This window comes from Pseudomonas sp. efr-133-TYG-103a, assembly GCF_030209235.1.
In the GTDB taxonomy this organism is placed as follows: Bacteria; Pseudomonadota; Gammaproteobacteria; order Pseudomonadales; family Pseudomonadaceae; genus Aquipseudomonas.
The window spans coordinates 63,031-77,863 of record NZ_JARVSK010000020.1; the positions used below are offsets into that span (position 1 = coordinate 63,031).

Genomic DNA, 14,833 nt, shown 5'->3' on the forward strand with positions numbered 1-14,833 from the left:
ATAGTAGCTGGTTGTGCGAAATTTTATTCTAATTAAACATTAAGTTTACAGCTGGTTTCTGGCTGTCGGAGTGCTGAGTAAATTTACTTCTTTCATTTGGGCGTTGAGATATTCCGCTAGCTACGTCATATATCTCACATCTCGCGCAATCGTATTTTAAGCGTGTCGCGGACACCAAGCCCGCCCATTGCTATATCCCTTCGGTCTCAACCCAACCATGTCTATGATTAAACTCTTCTTGTAACTGAACATCAAATTTCCCCACGTCATCCCGCCAAGAATGTTGAGTGTTATCAGGGATCAAGGCCTCTGCGACCTGTGGGGAATGTCCACTACGCGGGACTGGCGGCTCCTTACGACCGGGAGCAAGGGCATCTCATGATCTGGCCTCCTGAGCACCGATACCGGTGGGCGGGTGGAGGCTGCACTGGCTGACGAGACCGGTGCCGCGAGATCCTGAGTCGGGTGGAAGCAGTAATGCGTTGACCGGGGCATGCCTGACTGTCAGTCAGGTGCAGTCCATTCCGTGGTCTGCGGCATCATCATCTACATCGCTGTTGCTGGTGACATCGGCGTTGTCACACCGATTGTCACGAGGGGAATTGCCGCAAAGCCTTGTACGAGTTGGGCTGCAGCAGCGGTAGGAGCGCCCGTCTCTTTCCGGGAGAAAGAGACGGGCGCAGGTTGGCGCAAGGAAATGGCCAAGCGGATACGTTGCTGCAAGGCAGCTATGAAAGGGGGAAGTTGCCGCAGTGGGCACACTGGTAAAAGTAGGCATCCATCACATCGCTGTGAGCGTGCGAGCCGCCGGACGCTAATCGCACTTTGGGAGAACCACCACGGTGTAGCGTAGCCTTAAAGGTTCTGGCTACCCGGGTTGCTGTCAACGACAGCACTTGCCCGATCTTTTCTACGCCTGTGGATAATTTGGGTCAAGGCGCGCATTTTCGGGAATTCTGCGGCTGTGGATGAAATTATCCACCGGTGAAAATCAGCGGTTTTCCACAGATAGTTGCGTGGGCTTTAGATTTTTTAAGTGAGGACCATCCAAGCAGGGCGGCTTTGCAGCCCTGCTTGGATGGATCCGCGTGGAAGGGCGGGCTGCGGTGATCTCATTGGCTCACCCCGTTTGAATGCGCCACGGCTTTTTTGCAGGGCGGTGATGTTGTCGCCGACTGGATGAGCGAACTCGTGAGGCGTTACATGCCCGCTGCGGTTGGCATCAATGTAGTTGCTCCACCACGCCATGATCAGCCGACGCTGCTCCAGAAACTCAGCTTTGTGGATATACGCGGCACGCACACGGTTGCGTTCCTTGTGGCTCATTTGTCTTTCGATGGCTGCGTCGGTCCATAACCCGGACTCCAGCAGGGCGCTACAGGCCATGGTCCTGAAGCCGTGGCCGCACACGTCCTTGCTGGTGTCATAGCCGACGTTGCGGAGCATGGTGTTCACCGTGTTCTCGGACATGGGCTTCCAATACTTATGGTCGCCCGGTAGCACCAACTCTGAAAAGCGACTGAGGCTGCGCAGGCGCTCCAGTATATCGATGACCTGCGGCGATAGCGGAACCATTTGAATGTCGCCGTTCATCTTGGTCCTGCGTGTGGAGTTGCGTACCCCTTCAATCGATGCACGCGTATCGGGGATTTCCCACATGGCGCGTTGGAGGTCGAACTCACTCCATCGCGCGAAGCGCAGTTCGCTGGAGCGGACGAATACATGCAGCGTGAGTAGGACGGCAAGGCGTGTCAGCTCGCGGCCGTTGTAGTTGTCGATACGGTGTAGCAGTTCGGGTAGGCGCTTGAGGGATAGGGCCGGGCGATGGACTGTGCGCGGAGCGTGAATCGAGCCTGCCAGATCCAGTGCAGGATTCATGGTGATCTGCCCAGCCCTTTTGGCCCCGCGCATGATGTTGGACAAGTAGTTCTGTACCTTAACGCCACATCCATAGTGCCGCGTTCCTTGATGCGCTGGGTGATCTCTAGCAGGTCGTGAGTATCGAGTTCAGCGATGGGGCGTTGGCCGATCAGCGGGAAGACGCGGGTACGCAGTCGACTCATGACGGTCTTGGCGTGCCCCTCTGTCCAGCGCCGGGACATTTCGGCGTGCCACTCCAGGGCGACGGTTTCGAAATGCAGGGAAGCTCGTTGAGCAGCTAGCTTCGCTTCTTCTTTCTTCCATCGGGTCGAGGTTGTCGATCAACAGGGCCTTGGCTTCATCGCGCTTGGTCCTCGCGACGGCGAGCGAGATGATGGGGTAGTTACCGATGATCAGCGTGCCTTCCTTGCCGCTGGGCTTGAAGTAGCGCAATCGCCACGTTTTCACGCCGTTGGGTTTCACGAAGAGGTACATGCCGCCACCGTCGAATAGCTTGTAGGCACGTTCGCGAGGTTTTGCCGGACGGCATTTGAAGTCGCTGAGAGGACCGGCTAGGCGTGGCATAAGGCTACGTTCTCCATGCAGGCAAGACGCTGTACCCTAAAAATACCCCCGGGGATGGGGGATTTTATTGGATCCCGACAGAGGGTCCTGGAACGAAAAAACCCGCCAAAGGGCGGGTTCTCGGGGCTTCCAGAGCATTCGATGGAATGCAATGGAGCCTAATGTGGTGCCGGCACCAGGAGTCGAACCCGGGACCTACTGATTACAAGTCAGTTGCTCTACCAACTGAGCTATACCGGCGTGTGGGCGCTGATTATAGGGATTTGATCGATCGAGTAAAGCCTTAATTTCAGTTTTTTTGCGTTGCTTATGCGATGTCGTGCTGACCGTTATTCACAATGGGCCCGTGAGGCGGGCGCTCAGAACCGATTTTGTAAAATTTTGCCGATTCATTCGCAAGCTACTGTTTTTACAAAAATTTAACAGCTGTATAAAAAGTGAACAAATTGTTAAATCGGCTGCAAAGCGCATTTTATGTACGTTCGCCGGAATTTCTTCAACAGAGTTATCCACAAGGCAGGGCGCCTGAAGTGTTTCATTTTCGCTCGGCGAGGATGAGCAGGTTGCGCGGGGTGATCTGGCTTTCGCAGAAGGTGCCGATGCGTACGTGGTAATTGCGCTGCTGAAGATAAAGCGCGCGGTCGAGGATCAGCCAAAGCTCCAACGGCCGGCGAAAGAGGTTGCGCAGCAGTTCGAGGTTGCGCACTTCGGCCAGTCGCTGCCATCCGGCGGCTTCAAGGGCATCCCAATTCTGGTGAGCAGGCGGCGGCAGTTGTTTGAGTGCGGCGAGGTCGCGGCAGTAGCCGGCGAATGGTTTATCCAGCCAGGCGATCGGTAGAGAAGGGGTGGGCAGGTACTCGTCGGTGCCGCGCAGTTGCCTTTGCAGCAGGTCGAACGCCAGGCGTCGCGCCATTGAGTGGTCGCGCTGGCGTCGGACGCGTGCCCCAGCGGTGACAGTTTCGCTGAGTGGCAGGCCCAGGTCATCGATGGAGAGTTGCAGCGCGGAGGTCTGGCCCTCTGCAGAAAGCGGCTGATAGTGATCGCAGGCGATGCGGTTATAGCAGCAGGGGGCGATGGCGATGTTCTGGCAGCTGGCGTCGCTGGCGAGTTGCATGAGGCGCACGTGCAGGTCACCGCAGGCATGAAGCGCGACGGGCGTGTGCGCGGCTTGCAGCCGAGTCGCCGCTTGCGCAGCCATGACGTCCTGATGCACATGCAGGGCAGGCACGCCGAGTTTCTGGCTGAGCCGCTCGCCGGCGTCTACCAGCTTCGCGTCGTACTCTAGGCAGGTCAGCGCTTGGCCATCCTGAGCAAGGCGTCTGCCGAGATGGCCTTTGCCGGCGCACCAGTCGAGCCAGTGCGTGGGTGTGTTCCTGAAGCTGAGGCTGCTGGCGAACGCTTCGATCTGCTGCCATTTACGGCCGGGAACGTCGACGCTCATGCGCGATGACACGTTCTCCAGATCGATGCGAGGCAAGGCCTCGACTTCGCTCAGCGCTTTCGATTGTCGGGCGATCTGCGTAAACGGCTCTGGCGCGTCGAGTTGTTCCGGGTGGTTGTGCGCCGCTTCTGCCTGTTCCAGCGAGCGCTGCCGTAACCAGCTCGACAATTGCGGATGGTGCGCTTCCCATGGCAGATCGCGATGGGTGAAGGGTTTCGGACGCCAAAGGTGTTGGTGCGCGAGCAGGAAGGCGTCGAGCGCGTGGAAATGGGATTTCAGGTCGGCGGCTTGAAGAGGCATGGTTGGGCGGCGGTCTGGGCTTTGGGGGCAAGCTTACGGGCTTTGCTGCCTGGGCGGCAGCCTTCGTGCACAAGCTCACACTCTCAGGCCGGGGTCAGATCATCGCCCTTGGCTGGCATCCACGCGCAAGTACCGCTCCAGCAGCTTGAAGCCCTGCACCAGCACGAAGGACATCACCAGATAGATCATCCCGGCGATGAAGAATGTCTGTTCGGGCATGTAGGTCCGGGCGTTGATAGTGCGGGCCATGCCGGTGATGTCCAGCAGCGTGACGGTGCTCGCCAGTGCGCTGGCCTTGAGCATCAGAATGACCTCGTTGCTGTAGGCCGGCAGGCCGATACGCGCCGCGCGAGGCAGGACGATATAAAGCAGCGCCTTGCCTCTGGACATGCCCAAGGCCCGCGCTGCTTCGATTTCGCCCGGCGGAACGGCCTGAATCGCGCCGCGCAGGATTTCGGCGATATAAGCGGTGGTGTGCAGGGTCATGGTCAGCGCGGCGCAGAAAAACGGATCGCGCAGATAGGGCCACAGCGGGCCATGCCTCACGGCCTCGAACTGCGCCAGCCCGTAATAGACGAGGAACAGCTGAACGAGTAACGGCGTGCCGCGAAAGAAGAAGATGTAGGCATAAGGCAGCGCCCGCACATAGGCGTTGCGCGAGGCGCGCGCGATGCCCATCGGGATCGCAAGGATCAGGCCGGCAACGACGGCGATGGCCACCAGTTCCAGCGTCAGTGTGGCGCCCTGAAGCAATTTGGGCAGCCACTTGAGGACGAATTCCCAGTTCATGAAGCGCTCCTCGCGTAGCCGACCGATGCGCGCTTTTCCAGCCACGCGAGGCTGATCATCGACAGCGCAGTCATGCCCAGATACATGAACGCAGCGACCATATAGAAAGTAAAAGGCTGTTTGGTGGTGGTCACGGCGATCTGCGCATGGCGCATGACTTCTTCCAGGCCGATGACGGACACCAGCGCGGTGTCTTTCATCAGAATCATGAACAGGTTGCCCAGCCCCGGCAGAGCGATGCGCCACATCTGCGGCAAGACCAGTTTGATGAAAATCCGTGCTCGCGACATGCCCAGCGCCAGCCCGGCTTCGCGGTGCCCTTTGGGAATCGACAGCATCGCACCGCGAAACACTTCGGTGGCGTACGCGCCGAAGCACAGACCCAGCGCGATGACGCCTGCAGCGAAGGCGCTCAGCGACAGGTTGGGGATGCCGAACAAATGGCCGATGGCGCGCATGCTGCTGACCGTGCCGAAGTAAATCAGCAATACCCACAGCAGTTCAGGGATGCCGCGCACCAGTGTCGAATAAGCACCGCCCAGCCATTGCAGCGCCCGGTTAGACGAGGTTTTGGCCAGCGCGCCGAGCAGCCCCAGCACGAGGCCAAGGCACAGAGCGCAAAGGGCGAGTTGGAGGGTCATCAGCACACCAGCCGCGAGGGCAGGGCCGAATCCTTGTAAATCGAGGTTCATGGCTTTGCTTGGTCAGAGGACAGAAACCGCCGCGCTGATGGAGCCGCGACGGTATCGATCGGGCAGATCAGAGGATGCTGAAAGGGAAGTACTTGTCGTTGATCTTCTTGTAGGTGCCGTCTTCGATGATGCCCTTGAGGGCTTCGTTCAGCTTCTCGCGCAGAGGGTCACCCTTGCGCAGGGCGATGCCGATCTTGTCATCTTCAGACAACGGTTCACCTTTGAACTCGAAGTTCTGGCCTTCTTTGCTTTTCAGCCATTCGTAGCTGGCGTATTTGTCGCCAAGCAGCGCGTCGACACGACCGGAGGCCAGGTCCAGGAAGGCGTTCTCTTGAGAGTCATACGTCTGGACGGTCACGACGTCACCCCAGTTATCAGCCAGCCAGGTGCCCGACAGGGTTGCGCGCTGGGCGCCGATGGTCTTGCCAGCCAGTGCTTGCTTGATGGCGTTGACGTCACCGCTCAGATTCGTCGCCTTCGGTGCAATGAATTGCAGCTTGTTCGAGTAGTACGGGTTGGTGAAGTCGACCGCTTGCTTGCGCTCATCGGTGATGGACATCGAAGAGATCAGGAAGTCGAACTTCTGCGCGTTCAGGGCTGGAATGATGCCGTCCCAATCGGAGGTGACCACTTCGCAGGTGACCTTCATCTTGGCGCACAGCGCGTTGCCGATCTCGACGTCGAAGCCTACGACCTGTCCGCTGGCGTCCTTGTTGTTGAACGGCGGGTAGGCACCCTCGACACCCATTTTCAGGGTCTCGGCAGCAAAGGCGCTGGAGCCGACTGCCAAGGTGGCGGCAGCGGCCAACAGAAGATTTTTCAGGGTCTGCATCGGTGTTGCTCCGTTAGCGATTGCTGGACATGAATTGTTTGCAGCGCGCCGACTGCGGGTCATCGAAGACCTGCTGCGGCGATCCTTGTTCTTCTACCCGCCCTTGATGCAGGAACACCACTTCGCTGGAAACCTGCCGGGCGAAATTCATTTCATGAGTCACCATCAACATGGTCCGGCCTTCCTGCGCCAGACCACGAATCACATTAAGCACTTCCTGCACCATCTCCGGGTCGAGCGCCGAAGTCGGCTCATCGAACAGGATGACTTTAGGCTGCATCGCCAGCGTGCGGGCGATGGCGGCGCGCTGTTGCTGACCACCCGACAGTTGCGCCGGATACGCATGGCGTTTGTCGGCGATCCCGACCTTGGCCAGCAATGCTTCTGCCATTTCGATCGCTTCGGCCTTGCTTTGCCCCCGCACACGGCGCGGCGCCTCGATGATGTTATCGAGCACTGTCATGTGAGGCCATAGATTGAAGTTCTGGAAAACGAAACCGATCTCGCTGCGCAGGCGATTGATCTGACGGTTGTCGGTCGAGATCAGTTCACCCTTGCGCGAAGCTTTGAGTTTGAGCGCTTCCCCTGCCACCAGAATCTCGCCCTGATGCGGATTCTCCAGCAGGTTGATGCAGCGCAACAGCGTTGATTTCCCGGAGCCGGAGGAGCCCAGAATCGAAATCACGTCACCCTCGCGCGCGGTAAGCGATATGCCCTTGAGCACCTCGAGCTGACCGTAGCGTTTATGCAGATCGCGGATTTCCAGGGCGGGCGTGGCCTCAGCCATGTGCAGTCCTCTGATTTCAATAACGGGCTGGCGCACGGAACCGAGCTGCCCTTGCGCAAAAAGGGCGCGATGGTGCCAGCTTTAAACGCCGTGGGGAAGGGTATTTCGGCCAGCGGCGATATTGATGGACGGATAAATGCGCTTATTTGGTGCTAATCAGTCGCATGTGTGTATTTTCGGTGCGACAAAACGTCTCTATCCTGTTGCGCTTGGTAACAATTCCTACAGGAGTGGCTAAATGCTATTCCATTCAGGGACTTACCCGACGCCTCTGCAACAGGCATATCCACGCACGACGTCGCTTTTGAAATATTTTGGCGTAGTTTTTGCGTAAAAAATAAATAACAGGACTGTTGTCTTCTCTTTACGAACGGTCGCTTCACGTCCTGATCCGTATGAAAACTCCTCAAAGGTCGCTTCCATGAGCAGTACCCCAAATTCTTCAAACCTCGATCAGGGGCTCAAATCGCGGCATATCACAATGCTCTCGATTGCTGGCGTGATTGGCGCTGGGCTATTTGTCGGCTCCGGCCATGCCATCGCCGAAGCGGGCCCTGCCGTGCTGCTGGCATACGCCGCAGCGGGCACTCTGGTGGTTCTGGTAATGCGCATGCTCGCGGAGATGGCGGTCGCTTCGCCTGACACCGGTTCCTTTTCCACCTACGCCGACCGTGCGATCGGTCATTGGGCGGGTTTTACCATCGGCTGGCTGTACTGGTGGTTCTGGGTGTTGGTGATTCCGCTGGAAGCCAACGCCGCCGCCACGATCCTGCACGCATGGTTCCCTGACGTCGCAATCTGGGTCTTCACCCTCGTGATCACCCTGTTGCTGACGGCAACCAACCTGTTCAGCGTGAAGAACTACGGCGAGTTCGAGTTCTGGTTCGCGCTGATCAAGGTGCTGGCGATCATCGGCTTCGTCATCCTGGGCGTGGCTGCGGTCTTCGGCCTGCTGCCTGCCAGCCAGGTCAGCGGCGTCAGCCATCTCTACGACACTCAGGGCTTTTTGCCGAACGGCATGGGCGCTGTGCTGGCTGCCATGTTGACCACGATGTTCTCGTTCATGGGCACTGAGATCGTCACCATCGCGGCCGCCGAATCGAAGAACCCGGGCCAGCAAATCACCAAAGCCACCAACTCCGTGATCTGGCGGATCTGCCTGTTCTACCTGGTCTCGATCTTCCTGGTCGTGGCGTTGGTGCCTTGGAACGACAGCCGACTGGCCGAGGTGGGTTCTTACCAGACAGTCCTCGATCTGATGGGCATTCCGAACGCCAAGCTGATCGTCGACCTGGTGGTTCTGGTGGCGGTGACCAGTTGCCTGAACTCGGCGCTCTACACCGCTTCGCGCATGCTGTTCTCGCTCGGCAAGCGCGGCGACGCACCTGCCGTTTCCCAACGCACCAGCAAGGCCGGTACACCGTACTGGGCGGTGCTGCTGTCGACGGCGGCAGCCTTCGCGGCGGTGTTCGCCAACTACGTTGCGCCAGCTGCCGTGTTCGACTTCCTGCTGGCAAGCTCCGGCGCCATTGCGCTGCTGGTGTATCTGGTGATCGCCGTTTCTCAGCTGCGCATGCGCCGCAAGCGCGAAGCCGAAGGCCAGGCCATCGACTTCCGCATGTGGCTCTTTCCGGGGCTGACCTGGGCTGTGATCGTGTTCATCGTCGCCGTGCTAACGATCATGCTGTTCCAGGAAGGCCATCGCATGGAGATCATCGCGACCGGCTTGCTGAGCATCGTCGTCGTTGCGGCCGGCCTGATCGTGTCGAACCGCCGCAAGGCGGTGAAGGCGGGGAAAGTCGTGCTCAATTGAGACGTGAATGAGCCGGGTTCGCCGGCAAGATGAAAACGGCTGCCCTCAGAAATGAGGGTGGCCGTTTTTTTGTACGCACATTGGGTGATGATGCGGCTGCGATGAGGTGGGAGCCACTCGGCCGTGATTACCTTTGTGGGCGCATTCTTCCCAGCACCGATTTCCCCCGCACCTGATGCATCACCACTGCCGACAGATGCAGCGCCACCAATCCCGCCAAAACCGCGCACAGCACGTGATGCAGGTCATGCAGCCGCAACAGGGCTATCTTCGAGTGAATCAGCTGTGGCAGCGGTATGAGCGCCATCAGCGTGACTGGATGGCTCATCATCAGCACGCCGGTGATCAATACCCCAGACACCGCTGCGTAGATCAGCGTGTGCGCCGCACTGGCGAGCCATTCCTGCGGTTGGCGAGGGCGGTGAGGTCTGGCCCGGAGCGCCAGCCAGGTTCGCCAGGCAAAGAAGGGAATGAAGAGGCTCGTCAGCTGAGGATTGAAAGACTCCACCCACTGCCGAAACGGATGATCCGCATCGAGAAGCGCGACACCGAAGCCACTCAAGGTCGCCCAGAGGATTACAACAGCAGACAGCCAATGCAGAAGAATTCGGGACCTTGTGTAGCGGTGAACGTCAGGCGCAGTGGACGCTGAAAGGGAAGGATGGGGCATGGTCAAAACGGGAGCCTTGTTGAGAAGGAGTTGCATTCTCGTGGTGGCGCAAAGCTACCGTCTTGACCGGTGTCATGCAAATTAAAAAACGCAGTATCAGCGGCGGCCTGCGTCTCGCGCATTCTTGCGCTGCAGGATGTCAGACGCTTCGTTGTAGGCGTCCTGAAATTCGTCGCTGCCTAGCCACTCGACCGTTACGTCCTCTTCTTCATCGTGGAAGATGCCGCGATAGGTGATCAAAAGGGCCATCAGGAAATCTGTCGCCGGGTCTTCTTCTTCCTCGGCAATCACAAGCTCCAGCACCGGGTATTGCAGGAAAACGACGCACATCGCCAGCAGGCTGATGGCCTCGGCCTTCTGCATCGCCTGGAACAGGTCGTCGTAGTCGGCCGGCTCGAAGCCGTTTTCCATGATGTCCTCGAAATCGAATTTCGCCAGATCCAGGAAAACATCGTCGAAGGGCTCATTCACGAACGCGTGGTTGAGCACCGGGTGAACCGGGCTCGGCTTGCCCTTGCCGGAACGGTTCTGCTTGGCCTTGGCTTTGGCCCGCTGGGCGCGTTTCTGCTGTTTGTCTGGGGAGGCCATGCGTGTTCGGTCCTTATGCAGGCGAGGGTGGTGTCGCGAGGGGCTATTGAATCGCAGCTCTGGGTTTTTACCAAGCGCGACGGGACGAAACAGAGCTGAATAAATCGCGCCCAATAAAAAACCCCTGAATCTTTCGATGCAGGGGTTTTCCGGTATTTGGTGCCCAGAGACGGAATCGAACCGCCGACACGGGCATCAGTGCCGTAAACCCAGTAAAATCAAGGGCTTCAGGGCCCTGAGTTGATGCGAAGTGTACTCACCCTGTGTACCTTAAGCAAGGCAGATTGCCGCGCACTGGTGAGTTGATCTTCTGCATCGGTCAGGCTTTTTCAGCAGGTATTGCGCAACCTAATCTTCAAGACTCATCACATGGCTCCGAGCTCTATTTGCCCGGCATCGGAAGGATAATTTCAGACGGCCTCTGGATGTGATATCTACACCGTTGAGCGCCAGAGTGGATTTCCGTTGGACCATTTGTAAGGAGACAAAAAATGGCTATTGATTTCAAGGCTGCTGCGGCAAGAGCAAGTGCCCACTTTGAACGGTTTACAGATGCAGAGCGAGAAGAGTGGCAGGCGGAAGATGATCGGGGGCACCACGAGCAGCATGAACGCTTCAAGGCCGCATATGCACTCGACCAGTGTTACCTGTGCCAAAAAGACTTCAAAACGCTGAGTCGGGATGAGCCGTGCCTGCATTGGCTTCTAAGGCGGGGGAAATTCAAGAACAAGGACATCCTGTTGATAGCTTCAAAATACGGCTATCGGCAGATTTCCGCCTACCTTAGGTGGTGTGCGAATAGTGAAAGGGTGTTGGCCAATATCAACGATCTCGTAGAAGAGGCTCCCGAAGGCAAGGTGCTGAGTTCTACAATTCGTTGGAAAAATATTGAGTGGTCCTTTGATTGTTCAAAAAATGACTTTATAGGACACAATGGCGCACACACAAATTTCCCACACTATCACTTTCAGATGCGAATCGATGGGCGGCAGTTTATTAATTTCAATGATTACCATCTGCCGTTTAGTGACAGCGACCTGTTCTTTTTTGAGCTCGACAAGCAGCAGGGAATCAATATGGATTATGGGACTCATGGTGCTGGCATGCAGGCAGCGATGCAGTTCGATCCTAACGATTTGATAGACAGCCTTTCGCCCGCTGATGATGAGGAAGATGCTGCATTCGGGCTTTCAACAATGGTCATGGCTCATGATAAACCGATGAAAGGCGAGGACATCTACGCGGCCATACAGGAGGCCAAGGCCACTGGAAGGAGCATCGCCTCGATCCTGCACGAGAAATATGCAGGCACCGATGTAGCGGTCCAGACGATTATTTCTCCTTCGGACACGGTTCCACCGATAACGCCAAGGACCGAGCATACTCGAAGATGACCTCCCCACGGTCGTAGGAGATCGCCATAGAAGCTCTTGGTTATTCGATGAGCCTCGGGTTCATGGCCGAGCCTCTGTCAAAAACAGAGACCACTGAGGAGGTCTTACCCACGCATCCGTGAAAGCGGTCGTTACGACACCGAATAGTCCACCAATCCAATCGCACAAAGCGTCATGGATGAGCTGGAGGCGCTGCGCCAGGACGTTGCGGTCTGAAGTAAATCATCCAGAGCTGTGCCCTACAGCCCTTGTAAACCGTGGTCTCCAAAACCCCTCACTTTACCCGGAACGACACCCCGTCGGACCGAGAACAGATGAGGGCAATGAAATGATGAATCCCGATGGGTACTTGGACTACGAACGATGGGCCAACAAACGCCGTAATGACCCGACACTATTCTTTGATGCCTGCAAGGCCGCTCAGTGGACTCCACCGGAGCGTGAAGCAGAACCTGAAGCCGTACCGAGGGAGGCAGCAACGAAGAAACATGCCACAGCGAGCCCCCAGCGAGGCAGGCCAAAGAAGAACACAACAAACCCAGTCGCTCACCATATGAGCCTCTTGAGCTTTGAGAGACCTCATTGGCTGGACGGCATTATCTATGGGGCAACCGCGACAGCCGCTGGGGTGAGTGCCGGAAAGCTCAATGTGCGGCTTGGTTCAGTCATCGCAGCAATGCACCTCAAGAACATTTCAACGGCAGCTGTAAAGAACCCGATGATTTCTGAGCGTACAGCGCAAACGATCGCAAAAGCATCACGACACGCAATCCATGGAGTCGTCTGCTACTTGGATCGTCACCCAGCGACCAAATCAAAACTGGACCTTGAGCTGAGTTACGAGTTGGCTGCTGATTAAACGCAGGGAATAGAAAGGTAGAGCTCCAAGGACCGCTTGGCATCTGAAAGGTCAAGACCTCGATTCGTGAAGGTGATCGCTGGTGGACTTATGGGGCAGCTCACTGAGGGGGACGATAGTTCAGATTACAAAACCCCTTCACCAAGCCCCCCCTTTGAGAACCTTAGAGGGATCGTCAACCGGAATCCAAAAACACCCACTATAAGGACAGGGGGACTTAAAGTTCCCACTTGAAGACCCCCCTTGCTCTTAAGGTCTGCTCGCCGGTTTCTCTCTGGCGAGTATCGGCAATGACCACCAACCATTCTCTTCCCTCGGTTTGGCGCTGAGCCTTGCCGAAGCATACCCCCGTCGCTGGACCATCAAACTAATCACAGAGTCTTTCTGATTGCTCCTCGTGCCATGTGCCAAACCCTTGTCGTGGGTCTCTGTGCTGGCCTGTGGGAGCGAACTCGGGGGGCAATCAAAAGGAGATACGACAATGAACATAACAAACAGCACTGCCACCATGGACGCAACCACATCCGTCTTTGGAAGGATCGTCACCACTGGGTTAGTTGCTGCAACGACCCTTAATGGCCTCCCCGGCATGTCTTCTTTGGAGATCGCAGAGGTCACTGGCAAGCGTCATTCCCACGTACTTCGGGACATCCGGAAGATGCTCGATGAGCTGGGTCATGCTGGCGCTAACGGGTCCAGATTTGGGCCGGTTGATTTTGTTGAGTCTACTTACCGGGACTCCAAAGGTCAGGCGCGTCCCCTAACCGTCCTCGCGAAAGAACTGACGTTTACTCTGCTGTCTCGATATTCCTTCAAGCTCGCCAATCTGATTGTGAAGCGCTGGCTGGAGTTGGAAGGGGCAGGCTTTGAGCGGATGTCAGTGCAAGCAACTGTTATTCATCTGGTCGAGCGAGAAAAGGACAATCGACGGTTTGCCCTTAAGCAGATCAATAAAGGTAGGACTCCTCGCCAGGTCACAGAGCAAGAAAGGGTAATGCAGGGCCACTTGAGGGCTGCGCGGAAATTCGAGAGTAAGAATCCCATGAGCTTTCGTTAGGACCTGCTCGCACCTTATTCAGGTGAGCAGCAGAAATCAGCAGACCCCAGGTAGAACAAGTAACGAAAATCTGGAGCAAAATTCTGAGAGACCATCCTCATTCAAGTTCTGACCCGTGAGTCCCCCATGCTGGCCGTGGGTAGGGGGGGCTTGTCGTGCGCCCACGCGCCTCTGGATGAAAACTTGGTGGATGGATAAAGGGCTTCGTGGTCGCCGGTGGTCGGCCTCCTCCTCTGAGTGGGCAGGTTCGAAGGCCTCGTCGTGCGTGGTTATTGGGGTATGCCTCAGCGACTACGGCAGAGACCTGTATGACTGTGGTTGTTTAGCCGGTGTTGACTACTATAACGACCACGCATATAGTGACCACACCTAAACGACTACAGGGCGCTTCGCGATGTTCATCCGTGCTTACCTTCGGGCCTCCACCACTGATCAAGACGCCCACCGAGCTAAGGACCAGCTCTCAGCCTTCGCACAGAATCATGGGCAGCGGGTCGCGGCCTACTACATCGAGAATGAAAGTGGGGCGACTCTCAAGCGCCCTGAGCTGTTCCGCTTGCTGTCCGATGCGCATCCCGGTGATGTCCTCTTGGTCGAACAGGTAGACCGGCTTTCCCGCCTCACAGAAGCCGATTGGCAGAAGCTTCGAAGGATCATTAAGGACAAGGAGGTCCGGGTGGTATCGCTCGATTTGCCTACCTCGCACCAGTTCATGGCGCAGGGAAGTGGATCTTTGGACACATTCACCTCTCGGATGCTTGGGGCTATCAACGATATGCTCTTGGATATGCTCGCAGCGGTCGCCCGTAAGGACTACGAGGACCGTCGCCGTCGTCAGATGGATGGCATCAAGAAAGCGAAGGAACAGGGTGCTTACAAGGGTCGTGGGGTTGATCAAACTAAGCACCAGCGTATTCTGGAGTGCCTCGATAAGGGGATGGGGGTTCGGGAGACGTCAAGAGCCACAGGGGCCAGCACTGCCACAGTTCAGCGGGCCAAGAAATTGCAGTCTGTCAGTGGCTAACTGCCGTGCGGTCTTGGTAACACGCATTGCTGGGCGCGGTGCTAACCTGCAGTATGCGGCTTCTGATGCTCTTATCTGTAAGGGCTATTCATTCGATACTTAAGTCCTGCTGATACTCAGGGTTGAAAGATTTTTGGAGTTG

Annotated in this window: 12 protein-coding genes, 1 tRNA gene and 1 pseudogene; 5 read left to right on the forward strand and 9 right to left on the reverse strand. The window is 57.0% G+C overall.

Annotated features, from left to right (window positions below; genetic code table 11):
* Window positions 1–1,122: 1,122 nt before the first annotated feature.
* The 7 genes and pseudogenes from QRN36_RS17880 to QRN36_RS17910 all read right to left on the reverse strand — a co-directional run.
* Window positions 1,123–2,445 (reverse strand): annotated as a pseudogene (locus QRN36_RS17880) (tyrosine-type recombinase/integrase); the annotation flags it as partial.
* Window positions 2,446–2,609: 164 nt separating this feature from the next.
* Window positions 2,610–2,685, reverse strand: a tRNA-Thr gene (locus QRN36_RS17885).
* Between the two features lie 295 nt (window positions 2,686–2,980).
* Window positions 2,981–4,186, reverse strand: coding sequence for a methyltransferase (locus QRN36_RS17890; protein ID WP_285425272.1), 1,206 nt, complete (start codon window positions 4,184–4,186; stop codon window positions 2,981–2,983).
* A 99-nt stretch (window positions 4,187–4,285) separates the two neighbouring features.
* Window positions 4,286–4,975 carry an ABC transporter permease gene (locus QRN36_RS17895; RefSeq protein ID WP_285425273.1) on the reverse strand — a complete coding sequence of 230 codons (690 nt, stop codon included), beginning with the start codon at window positions 4,973–4,975 and terminating at the stop codon, window positions 4,286–4,288.
* A complete protein-coding gene (locus tag QRN36_RS17900) occupies window positions 4,972–5,667 on the reverse strand; it encodes an ABC transporter permease (RefSeq protein WP_285425274.1) in 696 nt (231 codons plus the stop codon). Before QRN36_RS17900 ends, QRN36_RS17895 begins: the two co-directional genes overlap by 4 nt.
* A 67-nt stretch (window positions 5,668–5,734) precedes the next feature.
* Window positions 5,735–6,499 (reverse strand): ABC transporter substrate-binding protein, encoded by a 765-nt coding sequence (locus tag QRN36_RS17905; protein ID WP_285425275.1) that lies wholly within the window; start codon window positions 6,497–6,499, stop codon window positions 5,735–5,737.
* Between the two features lie 13 nt (window positions 6,500–6,512).
* On the reverse strand, window positions 6,513–7,286 hold the full coding sequence (locus tag QRN36_RS17910; protein ID WP_285425276.1) for an ABC transporter ATP-binding protein: 774 nt from the start codon (window positions 7,284–7,286) through the stop codon (window positions 6,513–6,515).
* A 421-nt stretch (window positions 7,287–7,707) separates the two neighbouring features.
* Between QRN36_RS17910 and gabP the strand changes: the two genes are divergently transcribed.
* Window positions 7,708–9,099, forward strand: coding sequence for a GABA permease (gene gabP, locus QRN36_RS17915; protein WP_285425277.1), 1,392 nt, complete (start codon window positions 7,708–7,710; stop codon window positions 9,097–9,099).
* 127 nt (window positions 9,100–9,226) lie between these two features.
* Here the strand turns inward: gabP and QRN36_RS17920 are convergent, their stop codons facing one another.
* Window positions 9,227–9,769 carry a cytochrome b gene (locus QRN36_RS17920; protein WP_285425319.1) on the reverse strand — a complete coding sequence of 181 codons (543 nt, stop codon included), beginning with the start codon at window positions 9,767–9,769 and terminating at the stop codon, window positions 9,227–9,229.
* 96 nt (window positions 9,770–9,865) lie between these two features.
* A complete protein-coding gene (locus tag QRN36_RS17925; RefSeq protein ID WP_285425278.1) occupies window positions 9,866–10,357 on the reverse strand; it encodes a hypothetical protein in 492 nt (163 codons plus the stop codon).
* A gap of 491 nt (window positions 10,358–10,848) precedes the next feature.
* Between QRN36_RS17925 and QRN36_RS17930 the strand changes: the two genes are divergently transcribed.
* From QRN36_RS17930 to QRN36_RS17945, 4 genes are all read left to right on the forward strand, one after another.
* Complete coding sequence (locus QRN36_RS17930) at window positions 10,849–11,751, forward strand: hypothetical protein (protein WP_285425279.1); 903 nt, start codon at window positions 10,849–10,851, stop codon at window positions 11,749–11,751.
* 328 nt (window positions 11,752–12,079) lie between these two features.
* Entirely contained in the window at window positions 12,080–12,610 is a 531-nt protein-coding gene (locus QRN36_RS17935) for a hypothetical protein (RefSeq protein ID WP_285425280.1), read from the forward strand.
* A gap of 481 nt (window positions 12,611–13,091) precedes the next feature.
* Window positions 13,092–13,667 (forward strand): Rha family transcriptional regulator, encoded by a 576-nt coding sequence (locus QRN36_RS17940; RefSeq protein WP_285425281.1) that lies wholly within the window; start codon window positions 13,092–13,094, stop codon window positions 13,665–13,667.
* 394 nt (window positions 13,668–14,061) lie between these two features.
* Window positions 14,062–14,691, forward strand: coding sequence for a recombinase family protein (locus tag QRN36_RS17945; protein WP_285425282.1), 630 nt, complete (start codon window positions 14,062–14,064; stop codon window positions 14,689–14,691).
* Window positions 14,692–14,833: the final 142 nt, after the last annotated feature.